The sequence below is a fragment of the Deltaproteobacteria bacterium genome, from assembly GCA_026388545.1.
Taxonomy (GTDB): domain Bacteria; phylum Desulfobacterota; class Syntrophia; order Syntrophales; family UBA2185; genus JAPLJS01.
Window position 1 is genome coordinate 1 of sequence record JAPLJS010000077.1, and the last position, 15,216, is coordinate 15,216.

Annotated in this window: 14 protein-coding genes; 6 read left to right on the forward strand and 8 right to left on the reverse strand. The window is 48.8% G+C overall.

Going from position 1 to position 15,216, the window contains the following annotated elements; all coding sequences use genetic code 11:
• Positions 1-466 precede the first annotated feature (466 nt).
• Positions 467-1,393: a DUF475 domain-containing protein gene (locus tag NTW12_09410; GenBank protein MCX5846552.1), complete on the forward strand. Its 927-nt coding sequence runs from the start codon at positions 467-469 to the stop codon at positions 1,391-1,393.
• Positions 1,394-1,430: 37 nt separating this feature from the next.
• The gene (locus tag NTW12_09415; protein ID MCX5846553.1) at positions 1,431-3,368 is read left to right on the forward strand and encodes an FAD-dependent oxidoreductase; all 1,938 of its coding nucleotides are present in this window, start codon (positions 1,431-1,433) and stop codon (positions 3,366-3,368) included.
• Positions 3,369-3,416: 48 nt separating this feature from the next.
• Here NTW12_09415 and NTW12_09420 read toward each other — a convergent pair whose 3' ends face one another.
• From NTW12_09420 to thiM, 7 genes are all read right to left on the reverse strand, one after another.
• Positions 3,417-4,307: an MBL fold metallo-hydrolase gene (locus NTW12_09420; GenBank protein MCX5846554.1), complete on the reverse strand. Its 891-nt coding sequence runs from the start codon at positions 4,305-4,307 to the stop codon at positions 3,417-3,419.
• A 77-nt stretch (positions 4,308-4,384) separates the two neighbouring features.
• A complete protein-coding gene (locus NTW12_09425) occupies positions 4,385-4,999 on the reverse strand; it encodes an NAD(P)H-dependent oxidoreductase (GenBank protein MCX5846555.1) in 615 nt (204 codons plus the stop codon).
• A gap of 41 nt (positions 5,000-5,040) precedes the next feature.
• The gene (locus tag NTW12_09430) at positions 5,041-5,667 is read right to left on the reverse strand and encodes a class I SAM-dependent methyltransferase (GenBank protein ID MCX5846556.1); all 627 of its coding nucleotides are present in this window, start codon (positions 5,665-5,667) and stop codon (positions 5,041-5,043) included.
• Positions 5,668-5,669: 2 nt separating this feature from the next.
• The gene (gene ettA / locus NTW12_09435) at positions 5,670-7,355 is read right to left on the reverse strand and encodes an energy-dependent translational throttle protein EttA (GenBank protein MCX5846557.1); all 1,686 of its coding nucleotides are present in this window, start codon (positions 7,353-7,355) and stop codon (positions 5,670-5,672) included.
• 31 nt (positions 7,356-7,386) lie between these two features.
• Positions 7,387-8,223, reverse strand: coding sequence for a hypothetical protein (locus NTW12_09440; GenBank protein ID MCX5846558.1), 837 nt, complete (start codon positions 8,221-8,223; stop codon positions 7,387-7,389).
• 11 nt (positions 8,224-8,234) lie between these two features.
• Entirely contained in the window at positions 8,235-8,870 is a 636-nt protein-coding gene (thiE, locus tag NTW12_09445) for a thiamine phosphate synthase (protein MCX5846559.1), read from the reverse strand.
• A 2-nt stretch (positions 8,871-8,872) separates the two neighbouring features.
• Positions 8,873-9,676 (reverse strand): hydroxyethylthiazole kinase, encoded by an 804-nt coding sequence (gene thiM / locus NTW12_09450; protein ID MCX5846560.1) that lies wholly within the window; start codon positions 9,674-9,676, stop codon positions 8,873-8,875.
• 198 nt (positions 9,677-9,874) lie between these two features.
• Between thiM and NTW12_09455 the strand changes: the two genes are divergently transcribed.
• Together NTW12_09455 and NTW12_09460 are read left to right on the forward strand one after the other, a co-directional pair.
• A complete protein-coding gene (locus tag NTW12_09455; GenBank protein MCX5846561.1) occupies positions 9,875-10,906 on the forward strand; it encodes a sensor domain-containing diguanylate cyclase in 1,032 nt (343 codons plus the stop codon).
• A gap of 13 nt (positions 10,907-10,919) precedes the next feature.
• Complete coding sequence (locus NTW12_09460; GenBank protein ID MCX5846562.1) at positions 10,920-11,156, forward strand: 4-oxalocrotonate tautomerase family protein; 237 nt, start codon at positions 10,920-10,922, stop codon at positions 11,154-11,156.
• Between the two features lie 93 nt (positions 11,157-11,249).
• Here the strand turns inward: NTW12_09460 and NTW12_09465 are convergent, their stop codons facing one another.
• Positions 11,250-12,431: a hypothetical protein gene (locus NTW12_09465; protein MCX5846563.1), complete on the reverse strand. Its 1,182-nt coding sequence runs from the start codon at positions 12,429-12,431 to the stop codon at positions 11,250-11,252.
• A gap of 676 nt (positions 12,432-13,107) precedes the next feature.
• On the opposite strand from NTW12_09465, the gene NTW12_09470 reads away from it, so the two are divergent.
• Positions 13,108-13,560, forward strand: a complete 453-nt coding sequence (locus NTW12_09470) for an LEA type 2 family protein (protein MCX5846564.1) — start codon at positions 13,108-13,110, stop codon at positions 13,558-13,560.
• A gap of 223 nt (positions 13,561-13,783) precedes the next feature.
• On the forward strand, positions 13,784-15,205 hold the full coding sequence (locus tag NTW12_09475; protein MCX5846565.1) for a caspase family protein: 1,422 nt from the start codon (positions 13,784-13,786) through the stop codon (positions 15,203-15,205).
• Positions 15,206-15,216: the final 11 nt, after the last annotated feature.

Here is a 15,216-nt window from a genome sequence, read left to right on the forward strand (position 1 = left end):
TACGGACTGCATGTTCGCCTCCGGTTGCTCTCCACCCCGCCTCACAGCGACGCAGTTACCTTCGGCTACCGGGAGTGGGCATTCTCCCAGGAGAAGACTTTCACCTCCCCAATCGCGCCTGCTCCCAGGCGCACTCATTCCGGGCTTGACCCGGAATCTAGGAAATACTTGATAATACTGGATTCCGGCTTTCGCCGGAATGACATAATTGCTGGTTTTATACAGTTTTGCAGAGGTCCCCTTTTGTGATTATACGTAGGCGACTGGTACGTGTCAATGGTATATGGCTGCGAAAAATTTCGTGATGGCTCAGTGGCAAGAAAAAGCTTTACACATCTTTGCCTTCATTATGAGAATCGGTTTTCATGCGGTCTCCAAACTTTTCAGTTTTTTACCTTGACACAGTGAAGTTCTTCCCAATATTGTTTCTGTACAATCATTTCCAATCCAGTAGTGAAGGGAAAACATGGACATCACTTCTGCCATCCTGACCATAGCAGGACTCGCTCTTTTCGAGTCCATTACCAGCATTGACAACGCCATCATTAATGCGGAAGTGCTGACTACCATGAACCCGCGAGCCAGGCGGTGGTTTCTGACCTGGGGAATAGGCCTCGCTGTTTTTGGCGTCCGCGGTCTTCTACCCTGGCTGATCGTCTGGGTTATAGCACCGGGATTGGGGCCATTGCAGGCCTTCACGGCCACATTGACGGGCGATCAAACGGCTCTTCGCGCTATTCAGCAAAGCTCGCCTGTCCTTCTTATCGGCGGCGGGGTGTTCTTCATTTTTCTCTTCTTTCACTGGCTGTTTCTTGAACCAAAAAAATTCGGATTACCCGGAGAAAGTTTTTTTTCCCGTCAGGGGGCCTGGTTTTATGCTGTTGTCTCGATTCTCCTGATGATCATCGTCTGGTTTGCTCTGGAAAAAGACCCGATGCTTGCATTCGGAGCCGTTGTCGGATCGACCGCCTTCTTCATCACGCATGGATTCAAACGTCATGCCGAGCACCAGGAAGAGCGACTCTTAAGCGGCGAGAATCATCTGTCTGATGTCTCAAAGATAATTTATCTGGAAGTAATTGACGCTACCTTTTCCATCGATGGTGTCGTAGGGGCCTTTGCTTTTACCCTGTCGGTGCCATTGATTCTTCTGGGAAACGGCATCGGCGCCATTGTTGTCCGACAACTTACCGTGTATAACGTGGACAAAATCAAGAAATACATCTATCTTAAGAACGGGGCCATGTATTCCGTTTTAGTCCTGGGCTGTGCCATGATCGCCCATGGTTTCGGTATCCATGTCCCCGAGTGGTTTTCCCCGCTGGCGACCATTGCAATCGTCGCATACTTTATCCTGATTTCCTGGCTGCATGCCAGAAAACTCAAGCAATAGCAGGATCATATGGCCGGTTACATAAGGAGAATTGATAATGCATCAGTTTAACTATCTATTTACCCCCATCGATGTAGGCACAATGGAAATCAGAAACAGGATTGTAATGTTGCCGTTGACGACAGGGTTCTGCGAAAACGATGAGACAGTCGGCAACCGCTTCATTGCCTTTTACGCGGCAAGGGCAAAAGGAGGGGTCGGGCTGATTATTGTTCCCTTTTCCCCGGTTATCGCAGGATCGCCTATGGAACCAGGCTTATACGATGACCGCTTTATTCCGGACGTACGCAGATTAACAAACACAATTCACGCTTACGGGGCGAAGATTGCCGCACAGCTCATCACCTCTTATCATGTGATACTGAATGATGGGGTTCCTGAAGTGGTGGGTCCATCGCCGGTATTAAACCAGATGATGCGCTGCACGCCGAGACCGCTTACTGTTGAAGAAATTCACCGTATTGTAAAGGAATACGGACAGGCGGCCCGCAGAGCCCGACAGGGCGGCTTTGACGCTGTCGAGGTGCTTGTAGGCGGAGGCTATCTGCTGAATCGCTTCCTGTCTCCCATCAGCAATAAACGTGAAGATGAATACGGCGGCAGCCTGGAAAACAGGATGAGGATTATTCTCGAAGTTATAGAAAGCATGAGGAGAGAAGTAGGGAAAGACTTTCCTATCGGTTGCCGTCTCAATGTCGAAGAGCAAATGGAGGGAGGTCACACCATAGAGGATTCCAGGGAAGTGGTGCGAATCCTTGAAAAGGCAGATATCCAGATGATTAACATCTACACCGGCTGGCATGAGGCGCCTGTGCCCACCGTCCAGGCATCACTTCCGAAAGGCGCCTTCGCGCATCTTGCAGAGAAGGTGAAAGGCTGGGTCGGCATCCCTGTCATTGCAGCCAATCGAATAAATGACCCTCTTGTTGCCGAAGCGATATTGGCCGAAGGGAAGGCTGATCTGGTCGGTATGGCCAGGGCGCTGTTAGCCGATCCCGAACTTCCCAATAAGGCAAAAGAAGGAAAAAGTGATGAGATTGTTCCCTGCATAGCATGTTCCAACTGCCTCACGGAGATCCTCACCTCATACAAAGATTGGGGAAAACCGGTATCAACATCATGCACGGTCAATCCTCGTGCGGGAAAAGAGGTGGAATCTGTTATCAAGCTTGCTGAAAGGTCAAAAAAGGTATTCGTTATCGGCGGCGGTCCGGGCGGAATGGAGGCGGCGATAACAGCGGCGGTAAGAGGCCACAAAGTTACCCTTTATGACAGGGGAAATGAGTTAGGGGGAAAACTTCTCATCGCCTCTCTGCCACCTTACAAAGATGAAATTAAGTCTCTGGCAAAGAGCCTGGCGATCCGGACGGAAAAGGCCGGTGTGGAAATCAGGCTGCAGAGTGACGTGCGACCGAAGACAATAGAGGAAGGGAAGCCGGATGTCCTGATATCGGCAACCGGCGCTACATCACTTATTCCGCCTATCCCTGGTGTTGATGGTCGAAATGTCGTCCTGGCGGAAGACGTGTTGACCGGCCGCAAGACCGTAAGCGGCAATGTTCTGGTTATCGGAGGCGGCATGGTGGGCTGCGAGACGGCGGAATTTCTCTTCGAGCACGCACAAGATGTAACCCATATAACCGTCTTAGAGATGTTGAACCGAATGGCGGATAATGTATCTCCCACGTACAGGCCTTTCTTTCTCACACGGTTGAAAAAAGCAGGAATCAAAATGGAAACGAACGCAACCGTACAAGAGATAACGCAACAGGGTGTAACGGTAAACCAGAAAGGAGTCGCCACCTTTATCAAAGGAGATTTCGTCGTGCTTGCTGTGGGCTATACGGCGAACAACCCGTTCAATGAAAAGATCCAGGAAAGAATTCCGGAGGTCTATTCCATCGGAGATTGTGTTAAGCCCCGCATGATAAAAGAGGCTATTGAAGAAGGTTTTTGGATCGGCACAAAAATTTAGAGGTTTGCGAGCAAATTTTCAAAAACTCACGATTGCTCATTTCCCGTTTCATGCCCTGCTCCGGCGAATAAGCAGTTTACAGCAGGTGATTATGTTCTCAGGCGTGTAGAGGGTGAGCTCGTCCCGGTAATAATCTCTATAAATTTCTGCAATGATCTCTTCTTCAGACCTCAGATCGTTCCGTATTGTTTCCCACAGACTTTTTGCGTTTTGACGGGCCGTCATGAATGCTTCCCGGATCTCCTCGCCAAAAAGAGGGCCCTGATGGGGAAGACCAAGGATCTCAGGATCGAGAGCCTCCAAGCGGTCCAGGGTTGCCATGTAAGCATCGTAACCCGTAAAAAAAATGGGGAAAAAGCCAAGAGCGGGAATACGAAATCCAAGGCTGTCCGAGGGCATCAGGGTCCTGATCTCAGGGATGTAAACGGCAAGATTCCCCAGGGCATGCCCCTCTACATCAAGAAACTTGAGGGTAAGACCGCCCAGGTCCAATTCTTCATTATCCTGCACAATGACCGCTCCTTCCAATGAAGGAGCTTCCCGGAGCGGCGGGCGAGTGCTGCCAAGACCCTTCCGGGCGAGAAACTCTGAAAAATAGCGATCATCCGAAATAAGGCCGGCCGCCGTCTTGGGATGGACGAGAAATTCCGGGGCTCCCTCACCGGCAATCACCCGGGCAGAGGGGAAGTACTCCCGCAGGATCGGAAGACCATTCAAATGATCCCCGTGGGGGTGCATCACTATGAGATAATCAGGAGTTACCCCCATTTTTCCGAGCTGGTCGGCAACTTCATCAGCCATAGCGGAGACCCCCATCTCCATAAAGGCGGAGGCCTTATCCCCCCGTGCCAGATAGAGATTAAAATAGGAATTCCCCAGAAGCCAAAGGCCGTCGGCCAATTTTTCCGGTAATGAGGCATATCTTTGATGTGTATTCATAGTGCTGCTCGCTGTCGATGTATTAAATGGGAACCGAAATGTTTGAAAAGTCCAATACCTTTATGAGCCAACTATCATTACTTCTGTTTTGATGATAGAATCGCAGGGAAATAGTGATTGATCGTCTTTTCCACTTCTTTGAGCCACTCTCTGCGCTCCACCGGTGTGCTCGTGACGATAATCCCAAACATTTTTCGATAGAAATTCTTCACTCCGCAAAGATCGAATATACAGTTTTTCCATAGAATTTCAAGGGGATCACCAAATGCCTCCATTTCCCTTTCCTTTGATGTATTCGACGTATTGAATACAATGGCAGCATTGGCCCTCAGCAGCCCGCTGGGAACCCCTTCGCCACTGTCGCCTTCTTGAAATTCATAGGCCACTCCGGGCCGGAACACCCTGTCAATCCATCCTTTGAGGATTGCGGGTGGTTGTCCCCACCAGTTCGGATGAACGATCACAAATCCCTCCGCAGAAGCTGCTTCCGAACAATGCCTTTCAATGGCAGGTTGCAGGAAAGCATCCTTAGGGATTTCCACATCCGGGAGGACGGGATCAAATCTTTCCTCATAGAGGTCGTGAAACCGGACGTTATGCCCGTTTCTTTGCAACGTTAGTACAGCGGTTTCAGCAATGGCCCGATTGAAACTCTGTACATTCGGATGTGCGACGACTACTAATACATTCATAGATTTACCTGGTTGAAATTGAAATAAACGGAATCCTTTTTTCACTTTTCATCAACGGGGCGTGTCGCTTTTATCTTCTTCATAATCTTCGATCTCCCCATATTTTCCACAGAAATGATGTTCAGTCCGGCCTTCCGGATGTTTTCCACCGTCCTGCGATTGATGTTCGGGCCGATGAGTGATCGTACCATGGGGTTGAAAATGTCCATCATTTTGCCGAGGAACCAGTTTTCGCTTCTTACATGTTCCAGAAAAAGAGCTACGCCGTCATCTTTGAGGACTCTTTTCACTTCCCGCAGTCCTTGAATAGGATCGGGTACGGAACAAAAAACGAATGTTGAAACGATAGTGTCGAAGTATCGATCAGGAAAGGTCATCTTTTCGATGTCCATTAAGAGCAGCTCGGCTTTAATTTTTAAAGTATCGGCTCTTTGTTTCGCCCTCTCCAGCATCTTGAGGCTGATGTCCATGCCTGTAAGTTCGATCCCCTCCGGATAATAGGGCAGGTTCTTCCCCGTTCCCACGCCCACCTCCAAAACCTTTCCCCTGACGTTTGACAGCAGCTCTCTTCTCCACGCAGAAACCGAGATCATCTCCATTGGGGATTCCATGAAATCGTAAATCCAGGCGATACGGTCAAAGCGCTTACTTACTGTTCTGCTGTCCACGTCTACATCCTCGTCAACTGCCGGTATTTTATCCGGTGTGGCTGATCGGCCGCGGCGCCGAGGCGGGATTTTCTGTCCGCTTCATACTCGGAGTAGTTTCCATCAAACCAGACTGTTTTGCTGTCACCCTCGAAGGCAAGAATGTGGGTGGCGATACGGTCGAGGAACCAGCGGTCATGGCTGATCACCACGGCACAACCGGCAAAGTTCTCCAGCGCTTCCTCCAGGGCGCGCAGGGTATTCACGTCGAGGTCATTGGTCGGTTCGTCGAGGAGGAGCACATTGGCCCCCTCCTTCAGCATCCGCGCCAGATGGACTCGATTTCGCTCGCCTCCGGAAAGTGTGCCGACCTTTTTCTGCTGGTCGGTCCCGGAAAAATTGAACCGTGCTACATAGGCACGGGAGTTGACTTCGATATTCCCGAGCTGGATTGTGTCGTAACCTTCAGAGATTACCTCCCAGATGGACTTATCGGGATCGAGAACGTCCCTGCTCTGATCCATGTAGGCCAGCTTGACCGTTTCACCTATCCTGATCGTACCGGAGTCGGGCGTTTCCTGGCCCGTAATCATTCGGAACAGAGTGGTTTTCCCTGCACCGTTTGGGCCGATTATTCCCACAATACCGCCCGGCGGCAGAGAGAAGGACATCCCATCTACCAGGAGCCGGTCGCCGTAAGCCTTGCTCACTTTTTCGGCCTCAATGACCACCTTACCCAGTCGCGGTCCCGGGGGGATATATATTTGCAGGTCCCTGGCTGTCTTTTCGCCCTCCTGTTTCAGAAGCGCATCATAGGAATTGATACGTGCTTTTGATTTCGCATGCCTTCCCTTCGGCGACATTCTTATCCATTCCAGTTCACGCTGCAGGGTCCGCTGCCGCTCGGTCTCTCTTTTTTCCTCTACTTGAAGGCGTTTCTGCTTCTGTTCCAGCCATGACGAATAGTTGCCTTGCCAGGGAATACCCTGGGCCCGGTCCAGCTCCAGTATCCATCCCGCCACATTGTCGAGAAAATACCGGTCATGGGTCACGGCAATGATGGTGCCGGGATAACGCTGCAGGTGGTGCTCCAGCCAGGCGACCGTTTCGGCGTCAAGATGGTTGGTCGGTTCATCCAGAAGGAGTATGTCCGGCTTCTGAAGCAGAAGCCTGCAGAGTGCCACGCGCCGCCTCTCCCCGCCGGAAAGGACATTCACCGGAGTGTCTCCGGGCGGGCAGCGCAGGGCGTCCATCGCCATTTCCAGCCGCGCATCCAGATCCCAGGCGTCGAGGACGTCAAGCTTCTCCTGAACCTCCCCCTGACGTTCGATGAGCTTGTTCATCTCATCATCCGACATCGGTTCGCTGAATCGTTCTGTGATACGGTTGAATTCATTGAGCAGTGCAACCGTTTCCTGCGCTCCCTCCTCCACAATTTCCCGCACTTTTTTCGCTTCGTCCAGTCGTGGCTCCTGTTCGAGAAACCCGACTGTATAACCCGGGGAAAGTATCGTATTGCCGTTGAAGTCCTGATCAACTGCTGCCAGAATGCGCAGGAGAGAACTCTTTCCGGAGCCGTTAAGACCCAGAACACCTATCTTCGCACCGTAGAAATAGGACAGGCAAATATCCTTCAGTACCGGTTTTTTGTCGTAATACCTGCTCACCCCGATCATGGAGTAGATGACTTTCGTTGTTTCAGTTGCCATTTAGCCTGATAATCTCCTTCCTTTATTATTGTTATCCGTCATTTGCGTCGGCAAGATAACGGTCAATTATTACGGATGTTTGCGTTATGAGATCGCCAAAAGCCTTTTCTCTCTCATTACCTTCTATCATGAATGGTATGGTTTGAACTTCAGATGAAAACACCTCCTGTAACAACCTTGCGGTATCGCGTTTCCTCTGTTCCACTTTTTCCTTAGTACCGTAGCTGTCCCCCCTCTGCTCGTTATATCCAAAATCATCGATAAGTAAAACATTTATGATTTCATTCATATTCAAGCCGGTTTTAAGGCTTTCCCAGAACCGGGGATCGGCTTTGTGAACTCCGAGGTCTGCAGAGCAGGCCACGACAACGGGTATACAGCGCGGATTGGCAAAGGCGTCTTTTGCAGCCATTGCCTGAATCTGGAATTCGTTAAGAAATCGTATAATATAACCGGTTGCTTCGGCGTAATGGTCGGTAGCAATGATTACTCTGATGGAAGGATGTCTGGTCAATTTACTCAGGGTGGGCCGCCAGCGGTGATCAATACGGGAGTGGCTGAGGTAACTGTCTACAAACAGGGAAGCCGCATCAGAAATTGTAACACATGGTATGGTGGACATCTTTTGATAACAAATGGCACTGATCCTGTCTTCTATGACCTTTTTATAGCCTGCGGACGTCGTACTCCCTTCCAGCCAGGTGGTATTGACAATCTGTTCCCAGAATATTTCGGGGCTTACGATCCCCAGTCCCATCAATCCGCTCTCTGATAGTTGTTTCATTAAGTAATCAGGTTCGGCGAATAGCGTGGCCTCAAGGCTAAGGGTTCCCGAGTAGTCGAAGATGATCAGCTTTTTGGGAGGCATGTAAAGGTCCTTTAGGTCACTCTCTTATTTAAAGCTGCCTGGATGATGTCGTGAAGTTCCTGTGAAGCATGTAAAGGATCGGGAGCAGCGCAGATAGCGGATACAACAGCGATACCGTCGGCGCCCGCCATGACCGCATCAGCAGCGTTGGATGCGTTGAGGCCGCCGATAGCTACCAGCGGGTGGCGTGAATATGCCTTAATTCTGGCCAGTCCCTCCAGTCCCCAGCTCCCTTTTGTGTCGGTTTTCGTCGGCGTCTCAAAAATGGGACTGACACCGAGATAGTCGACATCGAGTTCCTCGGCCTGCACCACATCATCCCAGGTTTCCACGGAGAGGCCGATAATTGCCTGAGGTCCCATGAGATTCCTGGCTTCCGCATAAGGCATGTCTTCCTGACCGATATGAACTCCATCGACTTTTACGGCAAGGGCCACATCAAGGCGGTCGTTTATGATGAGAGGCGCCCGGAATTGGGCTGTAAGCGCCTTTATTTTCCGTGCCTCTTCTACGAAAAAACGGGTTGATACATCTTTCTCACGCAATTGTACACACATAACCCCGCCCCGCAGGGCCTGGAGCACCACATCTTCAAGTGATTTGTTGCCGCATAATGTGCGGTCGGTAACCAGGTATACTCCTCGCACAATCACCCCTCACTCCTGAGGTAATTATTGATATCTTCTTCTGTCAGCCGGTAAAGGGCGTCGAGAAAACGAACTTGCAGACTTCCCGGCCCCGGAACATTTTCCGCGGCAATCTCTCCGGCAATACCCATAACCGCCATTGCCTGGGCCGCCGCCTCGGCGTATGCGTGGTTGACGGCAGCAAAGGCGCCGCAGAGAGCGGTTGCAATACACCCCATACCGGTGACTTTCGTCATCATGGGGTGTCCGTTCATGACCTTCGTTACGTCATCACCATAAATGATATAGTCCGTTTCTCCGCTGACACAGACAACGCTTCCGTAAGTCTTGTTTATCAGGCGGGCGGCGGCCACTGCCGAATGGGAGGAGGCGATACTTTCCACCCCTTTTGTTTTCGCATCGTCATCCAGGATAGCCATTATTTCCGAGGCGTTACCCCGAATGATTGCCGGCGGTACTTCCTGAATTAACTCCTGCGCCGTGTTTGTGCGGTAGGTGGTTGCTCCTGCCCCAACGGGATCCAGAATAATCGGAATATTCTGTTTTCTGGCCTGATACACAGCCCGGAGCATCGCTCGTATCCACTGGGGGCTCAGTGTCCCGATGTTAATGACCAGAGCGCCAGAAATGTTTACCATATCTTCCACTTCCTCCTCTGCATGCGCCATAACCGGCGAGGCTCCGATAGCCAGCAGTGCGTTGGCCGAGTTGTTCATGACAACATAATTGGTGATATTGTGAACCACCGGTGAATTCTGTCGGATCTCTTTGATGGATGACCAGATACTGGATGCAGAAACTTTCATATGATGATTTTTCTCCTTATATCAATGGAATTGGTTTTGAATGTATCACATGAGACATTAGATTGTAAACGGGATGTAGCGCTTAATATGTTTTTTTATCCCGTTGTTTATTTTTATCAAATAGAGTAATTTCAACCGTGTAATGAATTCCAGGCTAAAAGTGAAGATCATCTTTTCCTTTCCATAATCGGAGTACACATGGATAAGATCAAACAAATTATTGAAACACTGAAAATAAATCAAGATATTGCTCAAAAATTCTTCGAGATCGAAACGAGCATTTTATCAATCCTCAATTTTAAGGATTTTTTAGAAAAACTGTTAACGGAAATCCAGGATAAAAGAGAGATTCCCTATGTATGGATTTCAATGATTGATAAGAGTGATCTCACTGACATGATTCAAAAATCGGCGCCATCGGAAATCCTGACAGAGCGCACGAATATCATCGACAGAGATGTATTTCTGAAACTTATCAAGAATAAGACAGAGCCTATCCTCGTTAATGATGATTTAACCGCCTTCTCTACATTGCTTCCCCCACAGTATAAAGATCATATCAGGTCTCTTGCCATTGCTCCACTAACACTTGACGGCGAGATTATCGGCAGCCTTAACCATGGCGACCATTCAGAGTCCAGATACCTGCCTGATATGGAAACAAGCCTCCTTAAACAACTTGCCACTATTGTCTCTATCTGTCTGTCGAATGTTATGGCCCATGAAAGACTCAATTTTTTAGCATCGAGAGACTCACTCACAGGGTTGTTAAATCGCAGGGTTATGGAACAAATCCTCAAAAGGGAGTTTGAGAGATCCGTACGATACAGAACACCTCTGACTGTCGTCTTCCTCGACGTGGATGACTTCAAGATGGTAAATGATCGATACGGTCATAAAGCCGGTGATGATGTGCTTAAGTACGTGGCAACCAATTCGTTGCACATGACTCGCGGGACCGACATCGTCGCGAGATTTGCGGGCGATGAGTTTGTCATAATTCTTCCAAATACGCCCTTTGACGAAGCACATGAATTTGCAAATCGACTGAAGACTTTTTTTGTCAATTACCCCATGGATTTCGAAGGCACTGCGATCCACGTTTCAATAAGCTATGGGCTATCTTACGCAGGAGATGGAACTGATAATGCGATGTCTCTCCTGAAAAGGGCGGATAAGATGCTTTACAAGGCAAAGAAGAAAAAAAGTACAAGGCACTCCCACCTGTAAATCCATTTATGTGATAGGCAAATTTGTCTTTGGGAAAGGAGGATCTATGCCCTACGTAAATATCAAGATAACCAAGGAAGGTGTTACGTCAGAAAAAAAAGCCCAGCTTATTCATGGAGTAACAAAACTTCTTGCGGATGTGTTAGGTAAAAATCCTCAAACAACGGTTGTTGTCATAGAAGAAATCGATACAGACAACTGGGGTATCGGTGGGGAAACTGTCACCGTACGTCGACAGCGCAAACAATGAACTATCTTATCAAAACTCCTCGCTCCCAGGCCGGCATTTTCCTTATAAGTGAGGATCTTTTCACAAGGCGAGGGCTGAGGGATGTGTCCCCGGTTACGGTTTAGGTAGGGGCACATAAGGAGTTTTTAGATATTTCCTTGCTTCCACCTGAGCGGTACCTTCCCCGCCTTCTACATTCAGGGCTCTTGAGTAGTAATCCTCAGCCTGCTCCATCTCGTTGCGGGCATCATGAATCATCCCCAGACGCACAAAGGCCCAGACCCGAACCCGGGCGTTATAAGGAGAAGTATCCTTCAGAGCCATTTGGAAATATTCAGTGGCTTTTGCGAAGTCCCCCTGGCTGAAAAAAATTCTCCCCACTAACTGATCATAACGGGGTTGGAGCTGGGGAACAAAGGGCGGAAGGCCTGACCGAACACCTTTTTCAATCTCCCGGGCTATGGCAAAAGCCTCTTTGAATCGATGGAGGTCGGAAAGAGTACCGGCCAGCGCAAAAGAAAAATTATAATTGCGGGGATATTTTTCCCTTAATCCTCGGATAATAGGCAAAGCCCGGGCAGGTTGTTTTTCAAAATTCATATAAATCTGGGACAGTTCAGCCTGTGCAAGTTCTTTGAGAAGATCCCCTTTTTGAGCCGCCAATTCCAGTTCCTGAAGGCCTTTTTGGCGGTCCCCGGAAGTGATCAACAGGGAAGAAAAGAACTGGACGAGGTCCGGGAGATGGTCGAGATGGTAATGGAGCATGCCCATGAGAAAATAAATATCATAATTATACGGGTCTGCCTCCTTCGCTTTTTCCAAATAATTCCAGATATTCGAAGTCTCCTGTGCTACAGTAAGATATTGTTTTTGTGTAATCGCCCAACGAATTTTCGCGATTTTCGCCAGGGCCATGGCAAAATAAGCCTGGCCGTCTTGAGAATTCTTCTTAATCCTCTTCTCTCCCCTGGCTCGGGTTTCGTTTACGTAATGCAGCATTGATTCTTGGTTTTGCTCTCGCTCTTTCGGTTCGAAGCTCGTCTCGTAGGAGACCAAATAAGTCAAAGCAAGGAAGGCATATCCGGTCGGGTCTTCCCGGTCCAGTTCCACAGCTTTTTGCAGATTGGCGTTTGCGATCGGGGTTTCCATGTTAAAAACTTTTTCAATTCCCTGCCTGAGACAGGAGCGGAGCTGGTTCGGTCGCAATTGTGCGGCTCGCAACCCCGTTGCACTAACGGAGATGAGAAGGGATACGCAAAGGGCAAAGAAAAATATTGTGGTCCCCTTCTTTTTCATGCATTGAACCTTATACGGCTGATAAATCGAGAATGAGCTTTTTGTCAGCTCAGAAACGTATCGGTGAATCTCCGATAGTTGTTTTTCATCCTCTATAACATTTATAACATTAATTAAATAACAGAAATTGACGCTCCCCGCAACCTGTTGCGTAGAGCGTCAATGTTGAGACCTGACTCCGATGGTGTGCAGATTATTAACCTTTGATAATTCAAGATACATGGGAGTATAGGGAATATTACTTGCCATCATTTCAGGTTTTTCAGGATGGAAACCCAGTCTCTCATATATATGAACGGAACTGGGTAACGAATTGACAGTGACTTCAGAAGGGATTTCCTGGCAGCTAAGAGCGCTGACAGGAAGGTTGTATGATGAATTTGATAATCACTTGCCCTCCTAAATTCTTAAAGAAAAAGAGAGTGGCCAAATGAAAAATGAATGAATCAATAGTGTTACTATAATTAAAGGGTAACGGATAAATTGTCAAGGAATTTATTATGGTTCATCCGGTTGATGAATACTTCCTCCACAAATCGGCAAGCGCAAAGAAAATGCAGAACTTCAACACGGAATAAACACAATTCACGTCCGACGACAAACATCGACAGCACACCTAACAATTTGTGGCCAAAATCCTCTTGACACACAAAATCCTTCTTCATATACTCCCACCGTGAAAAAGCAATGCCTTATCAGCGTCTTTGCCCTTTCTATTCTGCTTGTGTCTTGCCTGAGTTGGATCCTGGAAAAGCCCTCCTTTGTCCTTCGCGAGATCATCCTCAGACCCCGCTCCTTTACAGAGATGAATCTTCTCCTCGGTCTCGAGGTACAAAATCCGAATCGTTTTGACCTTACGCTCAAGTCTTTTGAATACACTATTTACCTTAACAGTGAAGAAATCGGGAACGGGCGTTTGGAAAAGGAACTCCTGATTCCCTCGTCATCAATAACACGGGTACAGGTACCTGTCGTTGCAAAGTTCAAAGACTTGGGTGGAAGCCTGAAGACCATTATTACCGGTGATGACTTGCCTTATAAGATAGAAGGAAAGACCGACATCAAAACGGCCTTCGGATGCCTCAATTTCCCTTTTTCAAAAGAAGGGCATATTAATTTGAAAAATTAACGCAATGGGTGACCCCAAATCTGCAACCCGTAATCCTCACTTTTCATGACATCGCGATGTTAAGGATAAGTAGTTGTTTTCAGCAAGCACTTCTTCCATAATATAGTATGCCAACTTTTTTCTATCTATACAACTGTTCAATCGGAAAACCTTAACATCTAATTGCCATTTGTTGATGGTTGAATTATAAGAAATATCGATTTGTTAAATAGGGGGTATTTCTATGCAAGCCATGTCTATAAGAATCTTCCTTATTCTGTTTATCCTTTTTCTTATCCGTCCGTATGCATTGCAGGCAGCGACGGAGCAGCGCAGCGCACTCGTCATCGGCAACAGCGCCTACAGTTCCGGTCCTCTGAAGAATCCGGTCAATGACGCCGCGGATATGGCCGCCATGCTGAAGAAACTTGGGTTTTCCGTTACGCTCAAGAAAAATGCCAGCCTGCAGGAAATGGAAGAGGCCATTGAGTCGTTTGGCAACCGCCTGAAGAGGGGCGGTGTGGGTTTATTTTACTATGCCGGCCACGGCGTGCAGGTTAATGGCGTGAATTACCTGCTGCCGATTGGCGCGAAGATAAACAAGGAGGCCGACGTCAAATATCAGGCTGTCGATGCCAATAAAATCCTCGATGAAATGGCCACCGCCAACAATGGTTTGAATATTGTCATGCTCGATGCCTGTCGGGACAATCCTTTCGCCCGCAGCTTCCGAAACGCCACTAGGGGTCTGGCTATCGTCAGCAGCGCGCCATCGGGCACTTTCATTTCCTATTCCACCAGCCCCGGAAACGTAGCCCGGGATGGAGACGGGCGTAACAGCCCATACACGGCGGCATTGCTCAAGTATATGCAGGCCCCCGGACTGACCATAAGCGATGTATTCATTAATGTGCGCGCAAAGGTGAAGAAGGAAACGGGTCAGGTGCCCTGGGAATTATCCTCTCTGGAGGGACAGTTCTATTTCATGCCCGGATCGGAGAAAAGGATAACAGACGTCTCTCCATCGGGAAAATCGCTAACAGACAAATATGAATCCAATATATCAGTCACAGATGAGCTGGATGACGAAAGCAGGAAATTGGAAGATGAAGAGCGCAAGCTGGAAAAGGAGAAGGTGCTGCTGGAGAAAAAGAAAGCACTGAAGGAGAAACGGCAGAAAATAGACGAGGAGAAGGCTTCTCTGGAGGCGAAAAAGAGCACGACCCTCGCCATGGCGAAACGCCCCTCTCAACCCACAGCCGGGGAAACCGCCAGGGACGGTCGTTTTATTGCCTATGACAACGGGACAGTCCTGGACACGCGGACGAACCAGATGTGGGCGGCGAGGGACAATGGGTCTGGAATTAACTGGCAAGATGCCAAGAACTATTGTGAGAATTATCGGGGAGGTGGGTACACGGACTGGCGGATGCCGGCGCTGGATGAGTTGGCGGGGTTATATGATGCGGGTAAAACTTATAAATCTGGCTGCGGTTATGATGTCCATTTAACGGAATTGATTCGTCTTACTTGTGTTGCTCCCTGGGCATCTGAGACGCGCGGTTCCGTTGCTGCCCAATTCGATTTCAACGGTGGCGGGCGGTACTGGTTTCCCCCGGGGACCGGCCCCATCTACCGGGCACTCCCGGTGCGTTCTGGCAAATAGGTTATTTGGTT

Excerpts from the sequence above, each read along its gene's own strand:
- NTW12_09410 (MCX5846552.1), top strand. The coding sequence starts at position 467 with ATGGACATCACTTCTGCCATCCTGACCATAGCAGGACTCGCTCTTTTC.
- NTW12_09415 (MCX5846553.1), top strand. The coding sequence starts at position 1,431 with ATGCATCAGTTTAACTATCTATTTACCCCCATCGATGTAGGCACAATG.
- NTW12_09420 (MCX5846554.1), bottom strand. The coding sequence starts at position 4,307 with ATGAATACACATCAAAGATATGCCTCATTACCGGAAAAATTGGCCGAC.
- NTW12_09425 (MCX5846555.1), bottom strand. The coding sequence starts at position 4,999 with ATGAATGTATTAGTAGTCGTCGCACATCCGAATGTACAGAGTTTCAAT.
- ettA (MCX5846557.1), bottom strand. The coding sequence starts at position 7,355 with ATGGCAACTGAAACAACGAAAGTCATCTACTCCATGATCGGGGTGAGC.
- NTW12_09440 (MCX5846558.1), bottom strand. The coding sequence starts at position 8,223 with ATGCCTCCCAAAAAGCTGATCATCTTCGACTACTCGGGAACCCTTAGC.
- thiM (MCX5846560.1), bottom strand. The coding sequence starts at position 9,676 with ATGAAAGTTTCTGCATCCAGTATCTGGTCATCCATCAAAGAGATCCGA.
- NTW12_09455 (MCX5846561.1), top strand. The coding sequence starts at position 9,875 with ATGGATAAGATCAAACAAATTATTGAAACACTGAAAATAAATCAAGAT.
- NTW12_09465 (MCX5846563.1), bottom strand. The coding sequence starts at position 12,431 with ATGAAAAAGAAGGGGACCACAATATTTTTCTTTGCCCTTTGCGTATCC.
- NTW12_09475 (MCX5846565.1), top strand. The coding sequence starts at position 13,784 with ATGCAAGCCATGTCTATAAGAATCTTCCTTATTCTGTTTATCCTTTTT.